24 protein-coding genes are annotated in these 23,033 nt (G+C 33.4%); 13 read left to right on the forward strand and 11 right to left on the reverse strand.

What is annotated here, in order from left to right:
* Nucleotides 1–170 precede the first annotated feature (170 nt).
* From ABD941_RS06040 to ABD941_RS06070, 7 genes are all read right to left on the reverse strand, one after another.
* Complete coding sequence (locus tag ABD941_RS06040) at nt 171–677, reverse strand: VOC family protein (protein WP_345273139.1); 507 nt, start codon at nt 675–677, stop codon at nt 171–173.
* A gap of 178 nt (nt 678–855) precedes the next feature.
* The gene (locus ABD941_RS06045) at nt 856–1,344 is read right to left on the reverse strand and encodes a hypothetical protein (RefSeq protein ID WP_345273140.1); all 489 of its coding nucleotides are present in this window, start codon (nt 1,342–1,344) and stop codon (nt 856–858) included.
* 84 nt (nt 1,345–1,428) lie between these two features.
* Nucleotides 1,429–2,346, reverse strand: coding sequence for a M28 family peptidase (locus ABD941_RS06050; RefSeq protein WP_345273141.1), 918 nt, complete (start codon nt 2,344–2,346; stop codon nt 1,429–1,431).
* A 93-nt stretch (nt 2,347–2,439) separates the two neighbouring features.
* The gene (locus ABD941_RS06055) at nt 2,440–3,180 is read right to left on the reverse strand and encodes a succinate dehydrogenase/fumarate reductase iron-sulfur subunit (RefSeq protein WP_345273142.1); all 741 of its coding nucleotides are present in this window, start codon (nt 3,178–3,180) and stop codon (nt 2,440–2,442) included.
* A 102-nt stretch (nt 3,181–3,282) separates the two neighbouring features.
* Complete coding sequence (locus ABD941_RS06060) at nt 3,283–3,645, reverse strand: four helix bundle protein (protein WP_345273143.1); 363 nt, start codon at nt 3,643–3,645, stop codon at nt 3,283–3,285.
* Between the two features lie 38 nt (nt 3,646–3,683).
* Nucleotides 3,684–5,699, reverse strand: a complete 2,016-nt coding sequence (locus tag ABD941_RS06065; protein WP_345273144.1) for a fumarate reductase/succinate dehydrogenase flavoprotein subunit — start codon at nt 5,697–5,699, stop codon at nt 3,684–3,686.
* A gap of 2 nt (nt 5,700–5,701) precedes the next feature.
* A complete protein-coding gene (locus ABD941_RS06070; RefSeq protein ID WP_345273145.1) occupies nt 5,702–6,388 on the reverse strand; it encodes a succinate dehydrogenase cytochrome b subunit in 687 nt (228 codons plus the stop codon).
* 223 nt (nt 6,389–6,611) lie between these two features.
* Between ABD941_RS06070 and ABD941_RS06075 the strand changes: the two genes are divergently transcribed.
* On the forward strand, nt 6,612–6,893 hold the full coding sequence (locus tag ABD941_RS06075; protein ID WP_345273146.1) for a hypothetical protein: 282 nt from the start codon (nt 6,612–6,614) through the stop codon (nt 6,891–6,893).
* Between the two features lie 85 nt (nt 6,894–6,978).
* Here the strand turns inward: ABD941_RS06075 and ABD941_RS06080 are convergent, their stop codons facing one another.
* Nucleotides 6,979–8,823: a T9SS type A sorting domain-containing protein gene (locus tag ABD941_RS06080; protein ID WP_345273147.1), complete on the reverse strand. Its 1,845-nt coding sequence runs from the start codon at nt 8,821–8,823 to the stop codon at nt 6,979–6,981.
* Nucleotides 8,824–8,928: 105 nt separating this feature from the next.
* Between ABD941_RS06080 and ABD941_RS06085 the strand changes: the two genes are divergently transcribed.
* The gene (locus ABD941_RS06085; RefSeq protein WP_345273148.1) at nt 8,929–10,221 is read left to right on the forward strand and encodes an aminopeptidase P N-terminal domain-containing protein; all 1,293 of its coding nucleotides are present in this window, start codon (nt 8,929–8,931) and stop codon (nt 10,219–10,221) included.
* 57 nt (nt 10,222–10,278) lie between these two features.
* Here ABD941_RS06085 and ABD941_RS06090 read toward each other — a convergent pair whose 3' ends face one another.
* Entirely contained in the window at nt 10,279–11,601 is a 1,323-nt protein-coding gene (locus ABD941_RS06090) for an aspartate kinase (protein ID WP_345273149.1), read from the reverse strand.
* A 97-nt stretch (nt 11,602–11,698) separates the two neighbouring features.
* On the opposite strand from ABD941_RS06090, the gene ABD941_RS06095 reads away from it, so the two are divergent.
* Entirely contained in the window at nt 11,699–12,355 is a 657-nt protein-coding gene (locus ABD941_RS06095; RefSeq protein ID WP_345273150.1) for a hypothetical protein, read from the forward strand.
* Here ABD941_RS06095 and brnQ read toward each other — a convergent pair.
* The gene (gene brnQ, locus ABD941_RS06100; RefSeq protein WP_345273151.1) at nt 12,352–13,632 is read right to left on the reverse strand and encodes a branched-chain amino acid transport system II carrier protein; all 1,281 of its coding nucleotides are present in this window, start codon (nt 13,630–13,632) and stop codon (nt 12,352–12,354) included. The genes ABD941_RS06095 and brnQ overlap by 4 nt on opposite strands.
* 35 nt (nt 13,633–13,667) lie before the next feature.
* Here brnQ and ABD941_RS06105 point away from each other — a divergent pair, with 35 nt between their 5' ends.
* The 3 genes from ABD941_RS06105 to ABD941_RS06115 all read left to right on the forward strand — a co-directional run bounded on the left by ABD941_RS06105 (nt 13,668) and on the right by ABD941_RS06115 (nt 15,106).
* Complete coding sequence (locus tag ABD941_RS06105) at nt 13,668–14,447, forward strand: alpha/beta fold hydrolase (RefSeq protein ID WP_345273152.1); 780 nt, start codon at nt 13,668–13,670, stop codon at nt 14,445–14,447.
* A gap of 59 nt (nt 14,448–14,506) precedes the next feature.
* A complete protein-coding gene (locus ABD941_RS06110; protein ID WP_345273153.1) occupies nt 14,507–14,773 on the forward strand; it encodes a hypothetical protein in 267 nt (88 codons plus the stop codon).
* 75 nt (nt 14,774–14,848) lie between these two features.
* The gene (locus tag ABD941_RS06115) at nt 14,849–15,106 is read left to right on the forward strand and encodes a hypothetical protein (protein ID WP_345273154.1); all 258 of its coding nucleotides are present in this window, start codon (nt 14,849–14,851) and stop codon (nt 15,104–15,106) included.
* Here the strand turns inward: ABD941_RS06115 and thiL are convergent.
* The gene (gene thiL, locus ABD941_RS06120; RefSeq protein WP_345273155.1) at nt 15,103–16,149 is read right to left on the reverse strand and encodes a thiamine-phosphate kinase; all 1,047 of its coding nucleotides are present in this window, start codon (nt 16,147–16,149) and stop codon (nt 15,103–15,105) included. The genes ABD941_RS06115 and thiL overlap by 4 nt on opposite strands.
* Before the next feature lie 84 nt (nt 16,150–16,233).
* Between thiL and ABD941_RS06125 the strand changes: the two genes are divergently transcribed.
* From ABD941_RS06125 to sufB, 7 genes are all read left to right on the forward strand, one after another.
* A complete protein-coding gene (locus tag ABD941_RS06125) occupies nt 16,234–17,493 on the forward strand; it encodes a choice-of-anchor B family protein (protein WP_345273156.1) in 1,260 nt (419 codons plus the stop codon).
* Nucleotides 17,494–17,499: 6 nt separating this feature from the next.
* The gene (locus ABD941_RS06130) at nt 17,500–18,855 is read left to right on the forward strand and encodes a hypothetical protein (protein WP_345273157.1); all 1,356 of its coding nucleotides are present in this window, start codon (nt 17,500–17,502) and stop codon (nt 18,853–18,855) included.
* Nucleotides 18,852–19,616, forward strand: a complete 765-nt coding sequence (locus tag ABD941_RS06135) for an MbnP family protein (RefSeq protein WP_345273158.1) — start codon at nt 18,852–18,854, stop codon at nt 19,614–19,616. Before ABD941_RS06130 ends, ABD941_RS06135 begins: the two co-directional genes overlap by 4 nt.
* Before the next feature lie 4 nt (nt 19,617–19,620).
* Entirely contained in the window at nt 19,621–20,685 is a 1,065-nt protein-coding gene (locus ABD941_RS06140; protein ID WP_345273159.1) for a cytochrome-c peroxidase, read from the forward strand.
* A gap of 95 nt (nt 20,686–20,780) precedes the next feature.
* Nucleotides 20,781–20,984, forward strand: coding sequence for a hypothetical protein (locus ABD941_RS06145; RefSeq protein WP_345273160.1), 204 nt, complete (start codon nt 20,781–20,783; stop codon nt 20,982–20,984).
* A gap of 218 nt (nt 20,985–21,202) precedes the next feature.
* A complete protein-coding gene (locus ABD941_RS06150; protein ID WP_345273161.1) occupies nt 21,203–21,532 on the forward strand; it encodes a HesB/IscA family protein in 330 nt (109 codons plus the stop codon).
* A 14-nt stretch (nt 21,533–21,546) separates the two neighbouring features.
* Nucleotides 21,547–22,995 (forward strand): Fe-S cluster assembly protein SufB, encoded by a 1,449-nt coding sequence (gene sufB / locus ABD941_RS06155; protein ID WP_345273162.1) that lies wholly within the window; start codon nt 21,547–21,549, stop codon nt 22,993–22,995.
* Nucleotides 22,996–23,033: the final 38 nt, after the last annotated feature.

Here is a 23,033-nt window from a genome sequence, read left to right on the forward strand (position 1 = left end):
GTTTTTGTTTTTAAGCATTATTTACCACGGTTTTGTGTATGGTTAGTTGCGTGTTTATGCAACTAATTTAGTAAACAAAAACGAATGCCAGAAAATTCCGAAGTAATTTTTCAAATAATCAACGACCAAAGCAATTAATTATACACGGCTTTTTAGTGCTCTGTTATTTTTTATTCTTTCCAATTATCCATGACACGTCGTAAATCAGAACCTTCAATTGCTTCGATTATTTCAAAATATACTCCGTTTAAATCTTTGGCATGCGCAATATTAACATGAGTAAAAGGACTCACATTTGATTTTGTGCATTCAATTCCCAGGTTACGAAAATTACTAACAACTGCTTCATTATTGTGCGTTTCTAAACCGAAATGGTCTATTCCTTCAGGATGCTCTTGATTTGCTGGCATTAGCTCTATAAATGTTGATTTATTTATCTGAAAATATGCAAATATGAGTTGATTATTGTCATCATCAAATTTGTAAATCATAGGAAAACCCATTGTATTTTCATAAAAATTTGAGGCCTTATCAAAGTCGTCCACTCTTATACCCACATGATTTAGGCCTATAATTTTGCCTTTTTCTTTATTTTCAAATCCACTATATTGTCCTGTAATTAATCCTGCGATAAATAAAATTGGCATAGCGAGGATTATAATAATCTTTGTTTTCATAAAATTTGGTTTAATTGAGCACAACATTTTTGTCTATGGTTAGTTGCGTGGTTTAAGTATCTCATTTTGCAAACAAAAATAAAGAGAGAAAATTCCTTCTAAATTTCTCAAATAAGCTCTTACCAAAGCAATTAATTATACATGTTGTTGGCTGTAGTTTTTGTTAAGAATACTCAAGCTAATTTGTTAATAGATATTGAACATTTATCAATTCATATGAATTGATTATCCCCAAATCTAGAGATTCTTCTTGGTCATAAGTTAATATACAACTAGAGTTAGCATTAATTTCAAAACATGATATTGAAGCATTATTAGAAAAACTCCCTGAAAACTCTAATTCATCTGAGTTTATAGTCAAAATTGGTACTCCTGAAACTGAATAATCATTTGGATTATTTAACTTAATTTCAAATTGTAGTCTAGAAGTATTATTTCCAGTATCGGATGTAAATATAAAATTCAATACTTCATAAGAGAAATTTTCTAATTCAGGAGGTTCAATCAATTCAGGTTCCGAAGGTTCTGGAAAATCGCATGGAACTTCTTGAGTGATATCATAGCTGTAAGATTGGTTATTAATAAAATAAAATTGAGGAATAGTAATTGTTTTCATACAATCGCTATCATCATTAGAATGACATGCAGATAATAAAATTATTATCATGATTAAAAATCGAAATTTAAATGTGATTTTCATATATTGTTTTTATTAAATTACAGACAACAACACTTGTATAACTGTACTTTTTTAAATTTTAGAACTATCTATTTTTTGAAATACTGAAATGATTGTTTTTACAGCTTCAACATAAAACTCCGGGTCAATATTTTCATAATCATCTGTGGGCTCATGATAATCTTTATGATCTTCAACCCCAAAATACAAAAATGGGATTCCTTTTTTATGAAAATTAGCATGGTCGGATGAATAGGTCCAATTATCTAAACCATCATAACCATCATGTCCTATTTTAAGCTTAATTTTATTTGAACATTCAAAATGCTTAATAATATATTTTAAACGTTTATTGTGTGGGGTTCCTACGGCAAACAATTCATTCTTTGTGCTCCTACTAATCATATCCATATTCAAATTAGCAACTATATTTTTAATAGAAATAACAGCACTATTCACAAAGTGTTTAGAGCCTTGCAACCCTAATTCTTCCCCATCAAAAGCTGCCAAGATTACGGAATGTTTTGGTGGATTCTTTTTAAAATATTCTGCAAAAGCAAATAAGGCACTTATTCCGGAAGCGTTATCATCTGCGCCATTATATATTTCACCTTGTTTAATCCCTTCATGATCATAATGCGCACTAATTACTATATACTTTTTTGAGAATTCTGCACCTTTTATAAGGCCTAAAATATTTGTAGCATGATACTGTTTTCTCCTATTAATAAAACTAAACGGTTGTTCATACATATTACCAAAAGGCAAAACCTTTAAACTGTGAAATTGATTAATGATATACTTTCTGGCTTTTAAAGCACCTTTTGTGTCTGTTCGCCTGCCTTCAAAAGCATCGGATGATAAGGTTTTTATATGTCTGAGCAAAGGTGCTTCATCGTACAACAGTGTATCGTTATTAGAAACTTGAGCAAATCCATTTATTATATAAAAACAACAAAAAAAGGGTATTAGGAAGGTTTTCCTGAACATAAATAAGAAGTTAATCAATCAAATCTAATAAAAAAGCCCATACTAATACTGTATGGGCTACTTTATTTTGATATTTGAATTAATTATATGCGTTTAAACAGACGCTTTCATTAGCTCTCTATTCATTCTTGCTATATTGTCTAACGATATACCTTTTGGACATTCCACTTCGCAAGCACCAGTATTGGTACAGTTACCAAAGCCTTCTAAATCCATTTGTGCGACCATATTTTGTACACGTTCTGATGCTTCAACTTGCCCTTGTGGTAATAATGCATATTGTGATACTTTTGCACCAACAAATAACATAGCGCTTGAATTTTTACAAGTGGCTACACAAGCTCCACATCCAATACATGTTGCGGCATCCATAGCTTCATCTGCAGCAATTTTAGAAATCGGAAGTGCATTAGCATCTTGGGTATTACCCGATGTGTTTACAGAAATATAGCCTCCTGCTTGTTGGATACGTTCAAAAGCCGTTCTATCTACAACCAAATCTTTTATTACTGGAAATGCAGCAGCTCTAAATGGTTCAATGGTTATCGTATCGCCATCTTTAAACATACGCATGTGTAATTGACATGTTGTTATGCCTCTATCTGGTCCATGGGCTTCACCATTAATATACATGGAACACATCCCACAAATCCCTTCACGACAATCATGATCAAAAGCGACTGGTTCTTCTCCTTGACTTATAAGTTGCTCATTTAAAACATCCATCATTTCAAGAAAAGACATATGCTCTGAAATATCTGTTACTTTATAATCGACCATTTGACCCTTTGCATTCGAGTCTTTTTGTCTCCAAATTTTAAGTGTTAAATTCATTTTAGTTTCGTTTAATAAAAGCTCATGTATTAGCTTTAATATTATGATAATAATTCAACTTTAGAATTAGAAAAAAGAGAATAGATAAAAGAAAATAGAGCGTTAATTCAATCCATTTTGGGAACCTATTGTCATTCTTTGAAATTCTTCATTTTTATTTTCTAAATTCTTCAATGTTGTTTCATCAATATACTTTCCATGATGAGCAACTAATAATTGTGTTCCTAATTCAAAAGATGACCCTAAAGACATATCAATAAAATGAGAAAAAGATTTATCTGTTCTTGCTGAACCTTCAGCTATATTACTTGGCATAGAAATAGAACATTTACTTAATTGAGAACTCAAATTGTACTTTTCATGTTTTGGAAATGTTTCTAGAATATCTGAAATATTATTCGCAATTTCTAAACCCAACTGCCATATTTTTAAGTTTTTATAATTGTGTCTTTTCCTAAAACTCATTAAATCTTTTCTCTTTCTTCTTTTTTCTCTTTTCTAATTTATTTGTAAGAACGTTGTTTTAGTTCAATATCCTTAAATTCCAATGCTTCTTTGTGCAAAACGGCATCAGCTGGTTCGCCTTTATATTCCCATGCAGATACAAAAGCAAAATCTTTATCATTTCGTTTTGCTTCGCCTTTTTGAGGACCATCCAATTCTGCTGATTCTTCCCTAAAGTGCCCTCCACAAGATTCTTCTCTCGTTAAAGCATCTTTAGCAAATAACTCTCCTAACTCCAAGAAATCGGCAACACGTCCAGCTTTTTCAAGTTCTAGATTCATTTCATTGGATCCTCCTGGAACAGAAACTTCTTTCCAAAATTCCTCACGGATGGCTTTAATTTCAGCCATAGCTTCTTTTAAACCTGTTGCATTTCTAGACATTCCTGCTTTATCCCACATTACTTTTCCTAATTTCTTATGGAAATAATCTACAGATTTTGTTCCTTTATTATTAATGAAGAAGTTAATACGTTCTGTCACTTCTTTTTCTGCTTCATCAAATTCTGAAGTGTCTGTTGGAATTTCTCCTGTACGGATATCATCAGCTAAATAATCGCCAATGGTATATGGCAATACAAAATAACCATCTGCCAACCCTTGCATTAATGCTGAAGCACCTAACCTATTAGCTCCGTGGTCCGAGAAATTAGCTTCGCCAATACAGTAACAACCTGGAATGGTAGTCATTAAATTATAATCTACCCAAACACCTCCCATGGTATAGTGAACTGCTGGATAAATCATCATAGGTGTTTTGTATGGGTTTTGATCTACAATCTTCTCATACATCTGAAATAGGTTGCCGTATTTTGCTTCTACGATAGCTTGACCTAACTCATATATTTTTGATTCGGAAGCGTTTTCTATATTATGAATCTTAGCTTGTTCTTTTCCATAGCGTTCGATAGCAGCTGCAAAATCTAAATACACGGCTTCTCCTGTTGCATTAACACCGTATCCGGCATCGCATCGTTCTTTTGCTGCTCTAGATGCCACATCACGAGGCACTAAGTTTCCAAAGGCTGGATAGCGACGCTCTAAGTAATAATCGCGTTCGTCTTCAGATAAATCAGTTGGCTTTTTACGTCCTTCACGAATGGCCTTTACATCATCTAAATTTTTAGGCACCCAAATACGACCATCGTTTCGTAATGACTCCGACATTAGTGTTAATTTAGACTGATAATCTCCTGAACGCGGTATACATGTTGGGTGGATTTGTGTATAACAAGGATTTGCAAAATAGGCCCCTTTTTTATGAATTTTCCAACCCGCTGTAACGTTAGAACCCATGGCATTTGTTGACAAGAAATAGACATTACCATAACCTCCTGTAGCTACAACAACAGCATGTGCTGAATGACGTTCTATTTCGCCTGTAATTAAATTACGTGCTATTATACCTCTTGCTTTACCTCCAACTATAACAACATCAAGCATTTCGTGACGATTAAACATTTCTATTTTACCACGTGCTATTTGCCTATTCATTGCAGAATATGCTCCTAATAGTAATTGTTGTCCTGTTTGTCCTTTGGCATAGAATGTTCTGGATACTAATACCCCTCCAAAAGAACGGTTATCTAATAACCCTCCATAATCCCTTGCAAAAGGAACACCTTGGGCGACACATTGGTCTATTATATTTGTAGACACCTCAGCCAAACGATATACATTCGCTTCGCGCGAACGGTAATCGCCGCCTTTTACAGTATCATAAAATAATCTATATGTTGAATCGCCATCACCTTGATAATTCTTGGCAGCGTTAATTCCTCCTTGCGCCGCAATTGAATGCGCACGGCGTGGAGAATCTTGATAAGCAAATGCTTTTACATTATAGCCCAATTCAGCAAGGGTTGCTGCTGCAGATCCGCCTGCTAAACCTGTTCCAACAACAATAACATCTATATGACGCTTGTTTGCAGGGTTTACAAGATTAATTTTATTTTTATAATCTGTCCACTTATCTTTAATTGGACCCTTTGGTACTTTTGAATCTAATGTTGCCATATCTATGATAATACGTATTTAAGGTGGTGATAAAGTGCAATAACAATAAATCCTAATGGAATTATAATTGAATAAGCTTTCCCGATATTCTGTAATGTTTTCTTTCTACCTGCAGTGGCACCCATAGACTGAAATGCCGATGTAAACCCGTGTAATAAATGAAGCATTAAAAATATAAAGGCAATAACATATGCAATCGTTCTTATATGACTATGAAATTTATGCTCTAACTCATGAAAATATCTGTATCCATCTACGCCTTCATGTAACCCAGACCAATCACCTTGCACAAACTTGGTGTTAATCTCTGGAAACCAGAAGTCTATAAAATGTAATACTACAAAAGCTAGAATAGCAACGCCACTCCAAATCATATTTCTACTTACCCAAGTAGAATTAGCAGCACCATTATTCTTAGCATATTTAACGCCGTTTGCTTTTTTGTTTTTAAGTTCCAATACAAAGCCCATTACAAAATGAAATACCACACCAAAAATCAATATGGGCTGTAAAGCAAATTGAACCAAAGGATTTGTACCCATAAAATGAGACACTTCGTTAAAAAGGTCTGGATTAAATACCGATAAAATATTAATTGCGAAATGTTGAAGCAAGAAAAACATAAGGAAGAATGCTGAAAGCGCCATGGCTACCTTTCTTCCAATCGAAGATTTAAAAAATCCGCTCATTATTTTGAAATTATTTTAAGATTGTTACAAAGGTAGGTTAGCAATGAGTTATAGGCAAATAACAAATGTCATGTTTTTTCTATTTAGAATGATTTTAAAGAAGACCTTAGAAGAGATGTTTACCTTGTAAATATTGCGAATATTATAAAATAATAATCAAAAAAATACATATTTTATAAATATTTTGTTAATTTAAAACGATTAACCAATAAATTAAAATAAAATGGATACGTATTTACCTTTGATTATTCAACTAGTTAGTGGTGCTATTGGCGGAAACATTGCTGGTTCACTCATGAAAAACTCATCGTTAGGAACATTATGGAATTCTATAGTCGGCATATTAGGCGGCGGACTTGGCGGTAGTGTTCTTAGTATGATAGGACTAGGAACTGATGGTAGCATGGATTTATCTGGAATACTGAGTAGTGTTGCCAGAGGCGGCGTAGGTGGCGGTATTGTTTTGGCCATCATTGGATTCATTAAAAAAGCATTGAATAAGTAAATAGTCATACTTTAATAAAAAAGAGGTGGTCTAAAAAGTCTTTATAAAGACTTTTTAGACCACCTCTTTTTTACGACTAAACCAATTAATTTATAATCAGTTTTTTAGTGATAACAGTATTATCTGAATGAATGTTTACAAAATAAATACCTTTAGAAATGCCTACTAGATTAATAGCTTGTGTTCTTGAATTATTTGAAAAATCATGATCAGATATTAACCTACCGTTAATATCATATATAACGGCTTTTTCTAAATTAACAAAGGATTCATTTTTAATATAAAATTGATTACTTGCAGGGTTGGGATATAATGTAATTAAGCTTGCTAAATTATTGTCTTCCACACTTAAGCCACAATCGCCTGAGTAATTAACCATTTCATCTCTTACAGGACCACAATTTTGACTTGTAATACTTCTTGATTGAATATCTTGAGCCGCGGCAATACTATTGGCATCTAAAACATTAAAGGATTCATTAGGATTAAGTTCAAAATGCATCAAATTATTGGTATCAATAACATGGCTTAATTGGTGTCCATGACCTAACTCATGTAAAGCAACCGTTTCAAAATCAATTTCTCCTGGATCAAAAGTACCTGTTCCAAAATACCAACTTGCCTCACTGTCAAAAACAATATCTAAATCGGCAACAAACCACTCAACGCCTGTTGTACAGTTACTTCCTGAGTACCAAGAATAACAGGTTCCTAAAACATTATTTCCCAGCTCTGAGCCATTATCAAACCGAATAACAATTTCATTATCCGCATCTAATTCCCCATCTACCGGCATATCTATATCAACACCAATAACATCTGTTGTTGTTGGCGTGTTACTAACTTCCCAATTGATTTTAGTGGTACATCTCCAATTATCAAAGGCTCTCATAAAAGCAGCCTTGGCACCTGGATGCTCTATATCATTAAAAAAGTCGGTTTGCATCTCCCAAGTATACCCCCCAGAACCGTTATCATCAAGGTGTTGTACTTGAAATGCTTCATCGCCAGAGCCTAAATTAAAAGGAATATTGCTCTGGGCAGAACTCACTGTTAAAGTCGTATTTGATATATCACTATTGTCATCAGCATCAGTGACCCGTATGGTTCCTGTGCCTGCTGTACCAATATTACCTATAGATGGCACCTCAACGGTTATCTGAGTAGGGGTCCACGTTAAAATTTGCGAATCTAAAGCATCAAAAAAAGTAGCACCTCCATCATCAGAATTCCTAAAGCTTACTTTACCTTGGGTTCCAAAATCCGAACCATTTATAGTTAATACCGCCCCTGTTCCAGCTGTTATTGTTGTTGGCGAAAAATTAGTAATGGTTATCGCTGGACCTTTATTGTTGGTATTGAATTTAGAACGTATACTTTCAATATTAAAATCCGCAACCTCAATAAAATCCATTTTTGTATGGCTCATAATCTCATTATAAAATACAGACTTAATACCTTGTTTTTTATTAAATGGATTGGCCGCTGCATCTGTATACAAATCGTATTTATAAAAACCCTGTATAGCGCCATAGGTTTTAAACTGTTTGTTTTTAGATATGCTTTTCGAATTTACGTTACTGTCATATAAAGTAAATATTCCAACACTTCCTTTTTGTAGCTTTAAACTGTTTGAAGCTATTAAAGCTGTTAAACCAACCGTCCCTCCTATTGTTATAACATCAATAGTTGTGATGGTGTTTCCTTTAAAAACTTTATAGACTTCAACGGTATTTGCAGTATATATTAATCTATGGTCTACATCCCAAAATGATTTTTTTGAAACAACTTTCCCCTCAACTACCAAAGATGAATTATTTATTTGATCTTTTAAGGAGCTTTCTTTAAGCGAAACTTGAGCAATTACACTTGAATAACCCAAGAAACTCACAAGCACTATCGTAAATAGACTTTTAGTAATTTTCTTCATAATAAAATAAATTTGTAATTCGTGAGGGCTCATAAATATAACAAATAATATTTTACTTTTGTTTTTTTACATTTACGAAGGCTTAAACTTAAATATAATATTGTCATGAAATATCATCCTATAAACAAAGCGCTTTTTATTAATAACAGAAATAAATTTACAGCAAGTATGCGCCCAAATAGCTTGGCTGTTTTTAATTCCAATGACATTTATCCCATAAGCGCAGATAGTACTATGCCTTTTGAGCAGCATCGAGATATTCTATATTTAAGTGGTGTAGATCAGGAAGAAAGTGTCTTGGTTTTATTTCCGGATTGTCCAAAAGAAATGCATCGAGAAATCTTGTTTTTAAAAGAAACAAATGCGCATATTGCTATTTGGGAAGGCGAAAAGCTAACTAAAGAAAAGGCTTTTGAAACCAGTGGCATAAAAACTGTTTACTGGTTACAGGATTTAGAAAAAATTATATCGGAAATCATGACACAATGCGATACGGTATACATTAACACAAATGAACATTACCGCGCTAATGTTGAAACCGAAACCCGTGAAGACCGTTTTACTAAATGGCTAAAGAATAAATACCCTGCCCATGCTGTTGCAAAAAGTAATCCTATATTACAGCGTTTACGTTCTGTAAAAGATCCTATTGAAATTGATTTAATCCAAAAAGCCTGTGATATTACTGAAAAAGGTTTCCGACGCATTTTAAACTTTGTAAAACCTAATGTTTGGGAGTTTGAAATTGAAGCAGAGTTTATGCATGAATTTTTAAGAAATCGTTCTAAAAAGTTTGCTTACACTCCAATTGTTGCCTCAGGGAACAATGCTAATGTGTTGCATTATATTGAAAACAACCAACAATGTAAAGCTGGCGAATTAATATTAATGGATATTGGGGCTGAATACGCTAATTACTCTAGTGATATGACGCGAAGTATTCCCGTTTCTGGTCGCTTTACTGATAGACAAAAAGCTATTTATAATGCTGTAATTCGAGTAAAAAATGAAGCAACAAATATGCTTATTCCAGGAACAGATTGGGCAGCGTACCATGTTGAAGTTGGAAAAATAATGACTCACGAACTACTAGGTTTAGGTTTACTTGATAAGTCTGATGTACAAAATGAAAACCCAGATTGGCCCGCATATAAAAAATATTTTATGCACGGTACAAGCCATCATATCGGTTTAGACACGCATGATTATGGTATTTTAACTGAATCGATGCAAGCCAATATGGTTTTTACTGTTGAACCTGGAATTTATATCCCAGACGAAGGCTTTGGCATTAGACTAGAAGATGATGTGGTGATTCAAAAAACTGGAGCCCCTTTCAATTTAATGAGAAACATTCCTATTGAGGCTGACGAGATTGAAGATATTATGAACTCTTAAAATAAGAAAGGGTCGTTTTTCAACGACCCTTATAGCTAGCAAATCTAATATTGTAATTTACAGAGTGACTAATTCAAATAAATAATCGTTTAGTTTTTGCAGCGTATTAATTTTATCTTTTGTATCAATTAATAATGATATATTATTTTTACTTCCTCCATAAGAAATCATTCTAATTTTTACATCTTGTAAAATTTGAAACAATTTATAGGTGTCTTTATGATCAACTACTGAATGCCCAACCAGACAAACAATACTTTGGTTTTTATCAATCTCAATAGTCGCCACTTTTTTTAATTCCTTAATAATTTCATCTAAATTTCTATCATCATCAATAGTTAACGAAACAGCTACTTCTGAAGTTGTAATCATGTCAATAGATGTCTGATAGTCTTCAAAAATTTCAAATACTTTTTTTAAGAAACCATGCGCCTGCAACATTCGTGCAGATTTTATTTTTATGGCTGTAATATTATCTTTAGCGGCAATTGCTTTAATTCCATTGTCTGAAGTGTGACTAGAAATTAATGTCCCATGTGCATCAGGATCCATCGTGTTTTTAAGTCTAACTGGAATATTATCAGCTCTTACTGGCGTAACAGTTTGCGGGTGTAATATTTTAGCGCCAAAATAGGCCAATTCCGCAGCTTCTTCAAATGATAAATTTGCAATAGCCTTTGTATTCTGAACATGTCTAGGGTCATTGTTATGCATCCCGTCAATATCTGTCCATATCTGCACCTCTTCAGCTTTAATAGCAGCACCAATAATCGTGGCTGTATAATCGCTACCGCCACGCTGTAAATTTGAGATTACCCCAAGGTCATCTAAACAAATAAACCCTTGTGTGATGTATAGGTCTGCATCTTCAGCATGCTTTACCACAGCTTGAAAATTTTCTTTGATATATGACAGGTCAGGTTCTTTATTGCCATCAATTCGCATAAAATCCAAAGCAGGCAATAACGCAGAACGAATACCTTCTTGCTTTAAATAACTATTAAACATATACGTTGAAAGCAATTCACCTTGAGCTACAATTTGATTATCTAACAACTCTGAAGCTTCTTTATAAGTACATTCAACTAAAAAGCTAAAAATTCCTGATATATAATTTTTAACATCTTTATTTAAAACAACATCCTTAAGAAGTTTATCTATCGTATTAAAATAGGTTTCATGAAGTTTATTAATCTTTTCAATAGCATCATTAGGGTTACCATCTGAAACATCTTGAGCAATAGCAACCAATTTATTAGTTGTACCAGACATTGCTGAAAGCACCACAACCTTTTTCTTGCCATCGTTAATTATACGTTTAACGTTGCTCATATTTTCAATGGACCCAACAGAGGTTCCTCCAAACTTCAAAACTTTCATGCTTGTCGATTTGCAGGTAAAATTAGGACTCATTTACCTAATACCTATGTTTATTAAAAAAAATGTTTATTTTTACACATATTGTTAAATAATTAACATGAAAACAGTATCTAACTGTGTTGAAGATATTTTAATAACACAACCTTACTTAGAAGAAGCATTATCAAGAAACATTATAAACTTTAGCGCTTTAGCTATTGAACTCGTAGAGCCCATAAGTAAAATGTTAAAAAAAGATGTAAAACCTGGAGCTATTATGATGGCACTTAGGCGTTATAACCCGCCTGTAACTTTATCCAATTCGTTGAAGATGAAACGGGTTATACAAAATTTAGGCGATATAACCGTGCGCTCTAACTTAACCGATTTTACCGTTAAAAATTCGGAAACCATTATTGATAATCACGCCAAAATCCTGGAACGTATTAATCAAGAATCTAAACTATTTTACACCTTTACCAGAGGGATTCATGAAAGTAATATTATTATTTCCAGTAGTTTGAATGATTTTATTAAAGAACAATTAAAAAACGAAACCTTTCTTGCCATACAAGAAGGGTTATCGGCCATTAGCATAAACTTACCACAAGACAACTCTAAAATTGCAGGTTTATACTATCATTTTTTTAAACGCTTGGCTTGGGAAGGTGTTGTTTTATATGAAGTTATTTCAACTACAAATGAGTTTACTATTTTAGTTGAAGACGAATATGTAGACAAAGCTTTTGGCGCTATTAAAAAGGTGAAATCTTAATCGTTTGCTTTCTTTTTTTTAAACAAATTAACCAATACAAAGGTTAATAAAGCTGGTAAAACCCATCCTAAATTTTGATTAGCAAAAGGAATTATTGCTTTAACTGGAGCTACATTTTCTACAGGCACCATAAATCCTAAAAAATCGGGTATACTAAAAATGAAAGCTGCTACAACAACCCATTTAAAGACAAGTTCTGAGGCAAATTTTTCTGGAACTACATTTAATAAAATAAGCACAATACACAACGGATAAATAAACATTAAAGCCGGAAGTGCAATATCTATAATATACTTTACATCCATTTGCCCTACTCCTATACCAACTATACAGCAAACAACCACAGTAATTAAATAGGCTTTTTTTATAGTTTTAAAATACGCTTTAAAAAAATCTGCAACACTAACAACAATAGCCACTGCAGTTGTAAAACATGCTAAGGCTATTAAAATACTTAAAAAAGCTGAACCCATGTTTCCTAAGGTTTTTACAGCTAACCCTGAAAGTAATTCTGTTCTGGAAATATCTGGAGCAAATTGTCCATTATAAAATGCTCCAATAGCTATTAATCCGGCATAAATAATCAATAATCCAAACATGGCAATTAAGCCAGATTTAGCAATCATTATTTTTTTATCACTATACGACAGCTTATTTTTAGAGTTATTAATGGATACCAATATAACGCCGCCCATAACCATACCTGCCATAGCATCATACGTCTGATAACCTTCTAGAAATCCACTAATTATTGGTAATTCAAAGTGTGATGGATTCATCTCTGCTGTTGGTGACAAAACACCTATAATAATTATAGCTAAAATTATTAAAACAATGATTGGTGTTAAGTATTTACCGAGTATACTTAACACACGGTTTCTGTTCATTACAAAAACAAAAACCATTACAAAATATAAAATGCTTGTAAGTAATGAACTTGTACCAAAAAATGGAGCAATTGCCATTTCATGAGTAACTGCTGCAGTACGTGGGCATGGTAAAGCAATAGTAATAGCATACAGACAAAAACAAAAGACTAAACTAAAAACTGGTGACACTTTTTTACCAAAATCAAACAAGGTACCCTGCAGCCTGGCATGTGCAAAAATAGCTAGTAATGGAAATATTGTTGCTGATGTCAGAAACCCTAAAGTCACCAACCACCAGTCTGCACCAGACTTAAACCCTAATAAAGGTGGTAAAATTAAATTTCCAGCACCAAAAAAGCCAGCAAATAAAGCAAAACCGAATACAAAGGTTTCTTTAGTTTTATTCATAGTATGATTTTATCTTTGCCTAAGATAGATTAAAAATGATTTTAGAGCACAAAGGCATTACTATTTTTTATACGGACCATGGAAAAGGAAGCGCTATGGTCTTGCTCCATGGTTTTTTAGAAAATACCTCTATGTGGGATGCATTTGTCCCAACACTGTCAAAAAAAAATAGGGTTATTTGTATTGATTTGTTAGGTCATGGTAAAACAGCATGTCTAGGTTATGTACATAGTATGGAGCTTATGGCGGAAGCTGTTGAAGCTGTTCTTAAGCATCTAAAAATAAGACGTTCTGCTTTTATAGGACATTCTATGGGTGGTTATGTAGCACTCGCTTTAGCGGAAAAAAATACAGAATCAGTAAAAGGTTTATGTTTAATGAACTCTACTGCTCATGCTGACACTCCAGAAAAAAAACAAAACAGAAATCGAGCTATTTTAGCTGTAAAACAAAATCATAAAACATTTATAAGAATGGCCATTGCCAATCTGTTCAGACCAAAAAACAGGATGCTTTTTTCTGAACAAATAAAGCAGGTTACAGAAGATGCACTTAAAACACCTTTACAAGGTATTGTTGCTGCACTAGAAGGCATGAAAATTAGAGAAGATAGACAAACCATACTCCATGCTACTCCCTATAAAAAAATGATGATAGTAAGTAAAAAAGACCCTGTACTAAATTACGAATCTCTAATTGCCCAATTAAAAAATACAGAAGTTAAACTGGTAGAATTTCCTGACGGACACATGAGTCATATTGAAAATAAAGATGAATTCTTACATGAAATAATGCATTTCATCGAAAATATTTAGCTTTTTATCGGTTTATTGGTTTTATTTTCATAGCTTTATCATTCTCAAATCATAAAATCATGAAAAAAACTACTAGTAAACCTAATTTGATACCAAAAATGTATTGCAATCTTTTTGGGCATGATTATCAAGTAACTAAAAGAGTAACTTACCACGTTAAGGAATATGCATGTAGACATTGCAAAAAGGAATTAACAACAAACAGCAATGGAAATCTCATCGAACTGACACCCAAATTTAGAGAAATAAACGCTATACTGGAACGCATTCACGCCTCAAGAATGCAACGTTTAAAGGAAAAAACATTCGCTTCATCGATTTATTAACCACTTATTAACAGTTATTCGCTGGTTTTTAATACTTTAACCTTCTCTCTAAAGATTAAATTAATAAGTAAAACCATGAGAAACATTCATTGCAAGGTGTTTGGGCATGACTATAAAGTAACGAGACATGTTACCTATCATGTAAAAGAATACACCTGTAAAAATTGCAGAAGAGAACTTACCACCAACGGAAACGGTAATTTAATTGAACTCACACCTAAGTTTAGAGAAATTAATGACGTCTTAGAACGCATACATTACAAACGCATTTTAAGACTAAACAAGCATCGTTCAAACCAGACTCAAAAAAAATCTACGCTGCGTATTGCTTAATCATTAAAATTCTTCCAACCTTGCGCTTGTATCGGAATTCTAGAGTCTGCTCTGGTTACTAAATGCATACCTTCTTTTGCTTCCTTTATATAACCAATAACACTTAAATTTGGATTTGCTTTTATTTTAGGAAAATCGCTTTGTGAAACAGTAAACAACAATTCATAATCTTCACCGCCATTTAACACCACCGTTGTACTATCAATATTAAACTCCTCGCAAGTAGTTATAACTTGAGGGTCTAAAGGAATTTTTTCTTCATACAAATCGCATCCCACATCACTTTGCTTACATAAATGGATGATTTCTGAAGACAATCCATCACTAATATCAATCATAGACGTCGGCTTCACATCTAAATCATTCAATAATTTAATAATATCCTTACGGGCCTCAGGTTTTAACTGGCGTTCAATAATATAAGAATATTGCTCTAAATCCGGTTGACTGTTTGGATTTACCTTATACACTTCCTTTTCTCGTTCCAATACTTGTAGCCCCATATATGCTGCACCTAAATCTCCAGAAACCACCAACAAATCATTTGGTTTAGCGCCATTTCTATAGACTTCATTATTTGTTTCAACTTCACCAATAGCCGTAACTGAAATTAACAACCCAGTATTAGACGATGTGGTATCCCCTCCAACAACATCAATATTATAAATTGAAGCTGCGGTTTCGATGCCTGCATACAAATCTTCTAAAGCTTCCAATGGAAATCGATTAGAAACCGCAATAGAAATGGTTATCTGAGTTGCTTTAGCATTCATGGCATAAACATCAGATAAATTAACAATAACAGCCTTATATCCCAAATGCTTTAATGGCATATAACTTAGGTCAAAATGCACCCCTTCAACAAGCAAATCGGTAGTCACAACTATTTTCTTATTATCAAAACCTAATACGGCAGCATCATCTCCAATACCTTTTATAGTGGATGTCTGTTTTAGTTTAAAATTTTTGGTCAAATGATCTATAAGTCCAAATTCCCCTAAATCGCTTAACTTAGTAAGCTGTTGGTTTTTATCTTCTATCATATTGCAAAAATAAGAAGCTAATTTTGTTTTTACTATCTTTATACTAAAACATAACCTATTTTAGTTATAATTATAAATTTTGCTATGAAACATTTAAGTATTATTAACGGTCTCATTTTGGGCTGTTTTTTAGTTTTTTTTACACAATCTTGTAATAACGACGACGACATACCGCCAATAACAAACACAGATATCGCTCCATTAGCTAAATGCGAAAATGGGTTTGCAGATATTTACCCTTGTAATGATTACGACCTTATGGCAAACATTCCTTTAAGTACTTTTGGTGCTGCAGAAGGAACTGATTGTTGGGGATGGACAGACTCAACTACTGGAAAAGAATATGCTTTAATGGCAAATAATAATAATACAGCATTTATAGATATCACGAAACCTAACGACCCCATTTACCTAGGTAATTTACCAACTGCCACAACTACTAGCCCTTGGCGTGATGTTAAAGTATATAAAGATCATGCCTTTATTGTTTCTGATTGTACTTTTGGCGACCCTACTTGTAATGATGATCATGGAATGCAAGTTTTCGATTTAACACGTTTAAGAAACATAGCGAATCCTCCTGAAACATTTACTGCAGATACTCACTTTACTGAATTTGGGAAATCTCATAATATTGTAATTAATGAAGATACTGGTTATGCCTACGTAGTTGGCGCAAATAGAAACTCAACATTTGGCGGCGGCCCAATATTTATTAACATTCAAGACCCAAAAAATCCTGTTTCTGAAGGCGGGTTTAGAGAAGGTGGGTACTCACATGATGCACAAGTTGTAACATATAATGGTCCTGACTCGGATTATACTGGTAAAGAAATATTAATTGGTAGTAATGAAAATGAAGTGGTTATTGCAGATGTAACCGATAAATCTAACCCAACAATTATTTCGACTATTAGCTATGATAATGTACGGTATGCACATCAAGGTTGGTTTACTGAAGACATGAATTACTTTATTTTAGGTGATGAATTAGACGAATTTAGAATTGGAAGCAATACCAGAACTATTGTTTTTGATTTTAAAGATTTGGACAATCCTATTTATCATTTTGATTATTTTGGAGCTAGTGCAGCAATTGATCATAATGGCTATGTAAATAACAATGTTTACTATTTTGCAAGTTATAGGGCTGGTGTTCGTATGCTAGATATATCACAAATTTCGGGAAAATCTTTTACAGAAATAGGCTTTTTTGACACATACCCTGCTAATAATAATTCTGAATTTGACGGGGCTTGGAACATATACCCATATTTTGCAAGTGGAAATATAATTGTTAGCGATATCAATAGAGGCTTATTTATTATTAGAAAAAGTAGCTAATCTAAAATGTCTACTTGCTTAAAGAAACACATATTAGCACTAACTATTGTTTTTTTTATTTTTAATTGTTCTAAAAATGACGATAACAATGGAGGGACCTCAAATGCTGTTACTATTGATTTTGTTAAAACACTAGGAGGCACAAAAAATGAAACGGGTCAGGCTATTGTAAAAACTTCTGATGGCGGCTATGCTATTTTAGGTCATACCCAAAGTATGGATGGAGATATTACAGATAAATCAAATGAATCTTTCAATTACTGGCTTCTTAAATTTGACCAAAATGACACTCTAGAATGGCAAAAAAATTATGGAGGAAGCGATGATGATAGAGGCCGTGATATCATTCAAACTTCAGATAATGGTTACGCTATTATTGGATATAGTAAAAGCAATGATGATGATGTTACAAATAATAATGGCGCTCATGATTTTTGGGTTTCAAAATTAGATCCTTCTGGAAACATTTTATGGGAAAAGAATTATGGTTTCTCAGGAGCAGATATTGGTAATTCCATTATACAAACTAAAGATGGCGGTTTTCTCTTAACCGGTGTTTTGGATGTCTCGGCTTCCAATGGCGCTGGAAATAGTAAAAGTGTAAAATCAAAATTTTCAAGAAAACATGCTGGCGGTGATTATTGGACAGTCAAAATAAATGCCTTAGGAGAAAAGCAATGGAGCAGATATTTTGGAGGCACTTTTACAGACACGCCTTATGATGCTATACAAACTGATGATAATGGCTACCTTTTAGTTGGCTCTTCGGATAGTGAAGATGTTGATATTAAGAACAGTAAAGGCGCTTATGATTTCTGGATTGTTAAGATTTCTGAAACTGGCACTTTAATCTGGGAAAAGTCTTTTGGTGGCTCTCAAACTGATGAGGCCAGAGCCATAATTAAATCCGACGACGGAAACTATATTATTGTTGGCAATACTAGAAGTGATGATTTAGACGTTACAAACAACAAAGGTGCTGCCGATTTATGGACCATTAAAATATCGCCAGCAGGTGAGTTTATTTGGGAAAAATCTTTTGGTGGCAGCAGTTTTGATGTAGCCCAATCCATATCAAAAACTCAAGATGGTGGTTTTATTATATCAGGAAACTCAAGAAGTGCTGATGGTAATTTAACAGATAATAAAGGCCAGAATGATGCTTGGGTTATAAAAATAGATACTAATGGCAATCTAAAATGGCAAAAAACAGTTGGTGGTTCAGATATTGATTTCGCCTATGATGTTGTTGAAATAAATAATAAAGATATAATAGTCGTTGGAGATTCAAGCAGTTCTAATTTAGATGTTTCTAATAATAACGGATTTACTGACTTACTGATTTTTAAAATAAAACAATGAAAAAAATACGCCCCATATTCTTAATTCTCCTTTTGTTAATAGTATCATGCTCTGATGATAATGACGACAAGGTTTCCCAAGCTAATATTACTTTTAATTTTAATCATAATTGGGATGAAACACCTGTTACAAATACAGATTTCAACACCATTCAATTCACTAATGCTAATGGTGAGCAAATGAGCATTACAAAGCTTCGTTATTTAATTTCTAACATAACATTCACATCAACAAATAGAGAAAGACTTGTTTTAGCTGGCTATAGTTTAGTAGATCTAACCAACGCAACAAACCTGTCTTTTACCTCATTAACCAATATTCCGATTGGCAAGTATAACAATGTATCATTTACTTTTGGGTTCAACAATGATCATAACTATAATAATTATACCGATTTAAATTCAGCATCATGGAATGTCCCAGAAATGCTAGGAGGCGGATACCACTACATGCAACTCGAAGGCAAATTTATAGACAACACGAGCACAGAAACCGGTTATGCATATCATGCTATTAGAGCAGTAGATAATTCTAAAACACCACTAGAATTTCAAGACACCTTTTTTGAGGTTAATTTAGGCGAAGTTACCATTACTAATAATACCGTTTTTAATATTGAAATGAATATTGCCGAATGGTTTAAAACCCCAAATACTTGGAATTTGAATGTGTTAAACAACATGCTCATGCCTAATTTTAATGCTCAAGTTATGATGTTTGAAAACGGACAAGATGTATTTAGTTTAGAATCGGTTAATTAATAATATGGCAAAGTGGATTTCATATGGTATGCTTCTTCTTTGTATTTGTTTGTCATGTTCAAATGAAAGTGTAGAACAGTATGTACCTACCCCAAGTGCACTAGAAATCCCGAAACTATTTGAAAACAATATCCTTTCACCAGTAATTCCAGTAGACAATCCGCAAACTGTTGAAGGTATTGCTTTAGGGAAAAAATTATTTTTCGACCCCCTCTTATCAATAGATAATACACAAGCATGCGCAGATTGCCATGCCCCAGAACATGCATTTTCAGATCCCGATAGATTCAGCGATGGCGTTGATGGTTTTTTGGGAACTCGAAATTCCATGCCCCTATTTAATTTAGCATGGAATTATGATGAAAAATTCTTTTGGGATGGCAAATCTTTTAGTTTAGAGCATCAAGCATTTAGTCCAGTTACAGACCCTATTGAAATGAAAAGCACATGGGCTCAAGTTGAACAAAAATTGCAACAACATTCAGAATACCCAGATTTGTTCGAAAAAGCTTTTGGAAACCAAGCTATCGATTCTACCTTAGTTACAAAAGCTATAGCTCAATTTGAACGCACCTTGATTTCTTCAAATTCAAAATTCGATAAATTCCTTTTAGGAGAAGCAACATTAACACCTCAAGAGCAAAATGGTTTTAATGTATTTATGGATGAAGCTAGGGGCGACTGTTTTCATTGCCATGGAAGCGATAAAAATCCCTTATGGACGGACAACATATTCCATAATAATGGTTTAGATGCCACATTTACAGATTTAGGTTTAGGCGCTATAACAGGAGACCCTGCAGATAATGGGAAATTTAAATCGCCGTCACTTCGCAATCTTGCTTTCACAGCACCTTATATGCACGATGGCAGGTTTGCAACACTTGAAGACGTTATAAACCATTACAGCGAAGGCTTAAAAAATTCTTCAACAATAGACCCTTTAATGAAAAAAGTGACCCAAGGAGGCGTAGGTTTAACAGAACAAGATAAAGCAGACTTAAAGGCGTTTCTTATAGCCCTCTCCGACTATGATTTCATCAATAATAGCAGCTTTAAAAACGAATAAGACTACAAAAATGATGTATTTCATCGAAAATAATTAAGTTTTCATCGTACTTTGATGAATTTTCACTTAATTTAATCATTCAGAAAATCGTTTTTATGCCAACCAAAATAACTTCAACACTTTTTTGCGCCACTTACGGACATAATTATTTTCGTTTGAGTGAAGCCAATGAGAACACTCCTGAATTAATTTGCAAATGCTGTAAAAATTATTTTGAATTCAACAAAATCGGAGATATTGTTTATGCCAGTCAGAAGCAAAATGAATCCTACTCATTTTTACAAAACCTATCTGCATAATTAAAAAAATTACTTAGTAAATTTCACTTAATTTCAAGTCATAAAGCTAATACTTAAGCCTTTCTTTTTTCAATAAGGAAAACCTATAAAACTATATGCTAATATAATGTTAGGTTATGTGGTAATCCATGACTTATATTGTATATTTGCACTCTATTTAGAAACTGTCTTAATAAAAACACCATTAAAACAGTACTAAATCTAACAAGATAAAGACTATGATAAAAGTTTCTGAAACAGCTAAAAAAAAGGTTATCGAGCTTATGCAAGATGATGGCTATAATCCAACTACAGATTTTGTACGTGTTGGTGTTAAAAGTGGGGGTTGTTCTGGTTTATCTTACGACCTAAAGTTTGATAAAGAAAATCAAGAAGAAGATAAAGTATTTGTTGATAATGATATCAAAATCATTGTAGATAAAAAAAGCTTTTTATACTTAATAGGCACAACACTAGAATATTCAGGTGGATTAAACGGAACAGGCTTCGTTTTTAATAATCCAAACGCAAACCGCACATGTGGTTGTGGCGAATCATTTTCACTATAAAACAAGAAAGCATTATGTCAAAGTATACCGAGGATGATTTACGCGAAGAACTTAAGACTAAAGAATACGAATACGGTTTTTATACCGATATTGAATCAGATACATTTCCCAATGGTTTAAATGAAGATATTGTACGTGCAATTTCTAAAAAGAAGGAAGAACCAAAATGGATGACTGATTGGAGATTGGAAGCTTTTCGAGTTTGGAAAGACATGATCGAACCTGAATGGGCAAATGTACATTATAAAAAACCTGATTTTCAAGGCATTTCATACTATTCCGCTCCAAACAGCAAACCAAAATATGATAGTATTGATGAAGTAGATCCAGAATTATTGGCCACTTTTGAAAAACTAGGCATTTCTTTGGACGAACAAAAAAAATTAGCAGGTGTAGCCATGGATGTGGTCGTAGATTCTGTTTCTGTAGCAACGACATTTAAGAAAACCTTAGGCGAAAAAGGCATTATTTTTATGAGTATTTCTGAAGCTATAAAAGAGCATCCAGAACTTGTGAAAAAACATTTAGGCACTGTAGTACCTCAAAAAGATAACTTTTATGCAGCTTTAAATAGTGCCGTATTTAGTGATGGTTCTTTCTGTTATATTCCAAAAGGCGTGCGTTGCCCAATGGAACTATCGACATACTTTAGAATAAATCAAGCAGGAACAGGGCAGTTTGAAAGAACTTTGGTAATTGCCGATGAAGGTAGTTATGTAAGTTACCTTGAAGGCTGTACCGCGCCAAGTAGAGATGAAAATCAACTACATGCAGCCGTAGTAGAGCTTATTGCTTTAGACGATGCTGAAATAAAATATTCAACCGTACAAAACTGGTATCCAGGAAATGCCGAAGGAAAAGGTGGTGTATTCAACTTTGTAACCAAACGTGGTTTATGCGAAAAAAATGCAAAAATCTCTTGGACACAAGTCGAAACCGGTTCTGCAGTAACTTGGAAATATCCAAGTTGTGTATTAAAAGGCGATAATTCAGTAGGCGAATTTTATTCAATTGCAGTAACAAACAATTATCAGCAGGCCGATACAGGAACAAAGATGGTTCACTTAGGTAAAAACACAAAATCTACTATTATTTCAAAAGGTATTTCAGCAGGAAAATCCCAAAACAGTTACCGCGGATTGGTTCAAATTAGTTCCAGAGCAGATAATGCACGTAACTTTTCACAATGTGATAGTTTACTGATGGGAAATGAATGTGGAGCACACACGTTTCCGTATATAGAAGCCAAAAATAAATCAGCAAAAATAGAGCACGAAGCAACAACAAGTAAAATTGGTGAAGACCAAATTTTCTATTGTAACCAACGTGGCATAGATACCGAAAAAGCCATTGCATTAATTGTAAATGGTTTTAGTAAAGAAGTATTAAATAAACTACCCATGGAGTTTGCTGTAGAAGCTCAAAAATTATTAGAAATAAGTTTAGAAGGAAGTGTCGGTTAAACAAATTTTAACGAAATGCCACATGGAGCCAGTCGAAG

It is taken from the genome of Flaviramulus aquimarinus (assembly GCF_039543205.1).
GTDB classification, from domain to species: domain Bacteria; phylum Bacteroidota; class Bacteroidia; order Flavobacteriales; family Flavobacteriaceae; genus Flaviramulus_B; species Flaviramulus_B aquimarinus.

Coding starts and splice junctions, on each gene's coding strand:
- ABD941_RS06115 (WP_345273154.1), top strand. CDS start 14,849: ATGAGAAACATTCATTGCAAGGTGTTTGGGCATGACTATAAAGTAACG.
- ABD941_RS06040 (WP_345273139.1), bottom strand. CDS start 677: ATGAAAACAAAGATTATTATAATCCTCGCTATGCCAATTTTATTTATC.
- ABD941_RS06125 (WP_345273156.1), top strand. CDS start 16,234: ATGAAACATTTAAGTATTATTAACGGTCTCATTTTGGGCTGTTTTTTA.
- ABD941_RS06145 (WP_345273160.1), top strand. CDS start 20,781: ATGCCAACCAAAATAACTTCAACACTTTTTTGCGCCACTTACGGACAT.
- ABD941_RS06095 (WP_345273150.1), top strand. CDS start 11,699: ATGAAAACAGTATCTAACTGTGTTGAAGATATTTTAATAACACAACCT.
- ABD941_RS06055 (WP_345273142.1), bottom strand. CDS start 3,180: ATGAATTTAACACTTAAAATTTGGAGACAAAAAGACTCGAATGCAAAG.
- thiL (WP_345273155.1), bottom strand. CDS start 16,149: ATGATAGAAGATAAAAACCAACAGCTTACTAAGTTAAGCGATTTAGGG.
- ABD941_RS06140 (WP_345273159.1), top strand. CDS start 19,621: ATGGCAAAGTGGATTTCATATGGTATGCTTCTTCTTTGTATTTGTTTG.
- ABD941_RS06065 (WP_345273144.1), bottom strand. CDS start 5,699: ATGGCAACATTAGATTCAAAAGTACCAAAGGGTCCAATTAAAGATAAG.
- brnQ (WP_345273151.1), bottom strand. CDS start 13,632: ATGAATAAAACTAAAGAAACCTTTGTATTCGGTTTTGCTTTATTTGCT.
- sufB (WP_345273162.1), top strand. CDS start 21,547: ATGTCAAAGTATACCGAGGATGATTTACGCGAAGAACTTAAGACTAAA.
- ABD941_RS06075 (WP_345273146.1), top strand. CDS start 6,612: ATGGATACGTATTTACCTTTGATTATTCAACTAGTTAGTGGTGCTATT.
- ABD941_RS06050 (WP_345273141.1), bottom strand. CDS start 2,346: ATGTTCAGGAAAACCTTCCTAATACCCTTTTTTTGTTGTTTTTATATA.
- ABD941_RS06135 (WP_345273158.1), top strand. CDS start 18,852: ATGAAAAAAATACGCCCCATATTCTTAATTCTCCTTTTGTTAATAGTA.
- ABD941_RS06070 (WP_345273145.1), bottom strand. CDS start 6,388: ATGAGCGGATTTTTTAAATCTTCGATTGGAAGAAAGGTAGCCATGGCG.
- ABD941_RS06150 (WP_345273161.1), top strand. CDS start 21,203: ATGATAAAAGTTTCTGAAACAGCTAAAAAAAAGGTTATCGAGCTTATG.
- ABD941_RS06110 (WP_345273153.1), top strand. CDS start 14,507: ATGAAAAAAACTACTAGTAAACCTAATTTGATACCAAAAATGTATTGC.
- ABD941_RS06060 (WP_345273143.1), bottom strand. CDS start 3,645: ATGAGTTTTAGGAAAAGACACAATTATAAAAACTTAAAAATATGGCAG.
- ABD941_RS06130 (WP_345273157.1), top strand. CDS start 17,500: ATGTCTACTTGCTTAAAGAAACACATATTAGCACTAACTATTGTTTTT.
- ABD941_RS06080 (WP_345273147.1), bottom strand. CDS start 8,823: ATGAAGAAAATTACTAAAAGTCTATTTACGATAGTGCTTGTGAGTTTC.
- ABD941_RS06045 (WP_345273140.1), bottom strand. CDS start 1,344: ATGATAATAATTTTATTATCTGCATGTCATTCTAATGATGATAGCGAT.
- ABD941_RS06085 (WP_345273148.1), top strand. CDS start 8,929: ATGAAATATCATCCTATAAACAAAGCGCTTTTTATTAATAACAGAAAT.
- ABD941_RS06105 (WP_345273152.1), top strand. CDS start 13,668: ATGATTTTAGAGCACAAAGGCATTACTATTTTTTATACGGACCATGGA.
- ABD941_RS06090 (WP_345273149.1), bottom strand. CDS start 11,601: ATGAAAGTTTTGAAGTTTGGAGGAACCTCTGTTGGGTCCATTGAAAAT.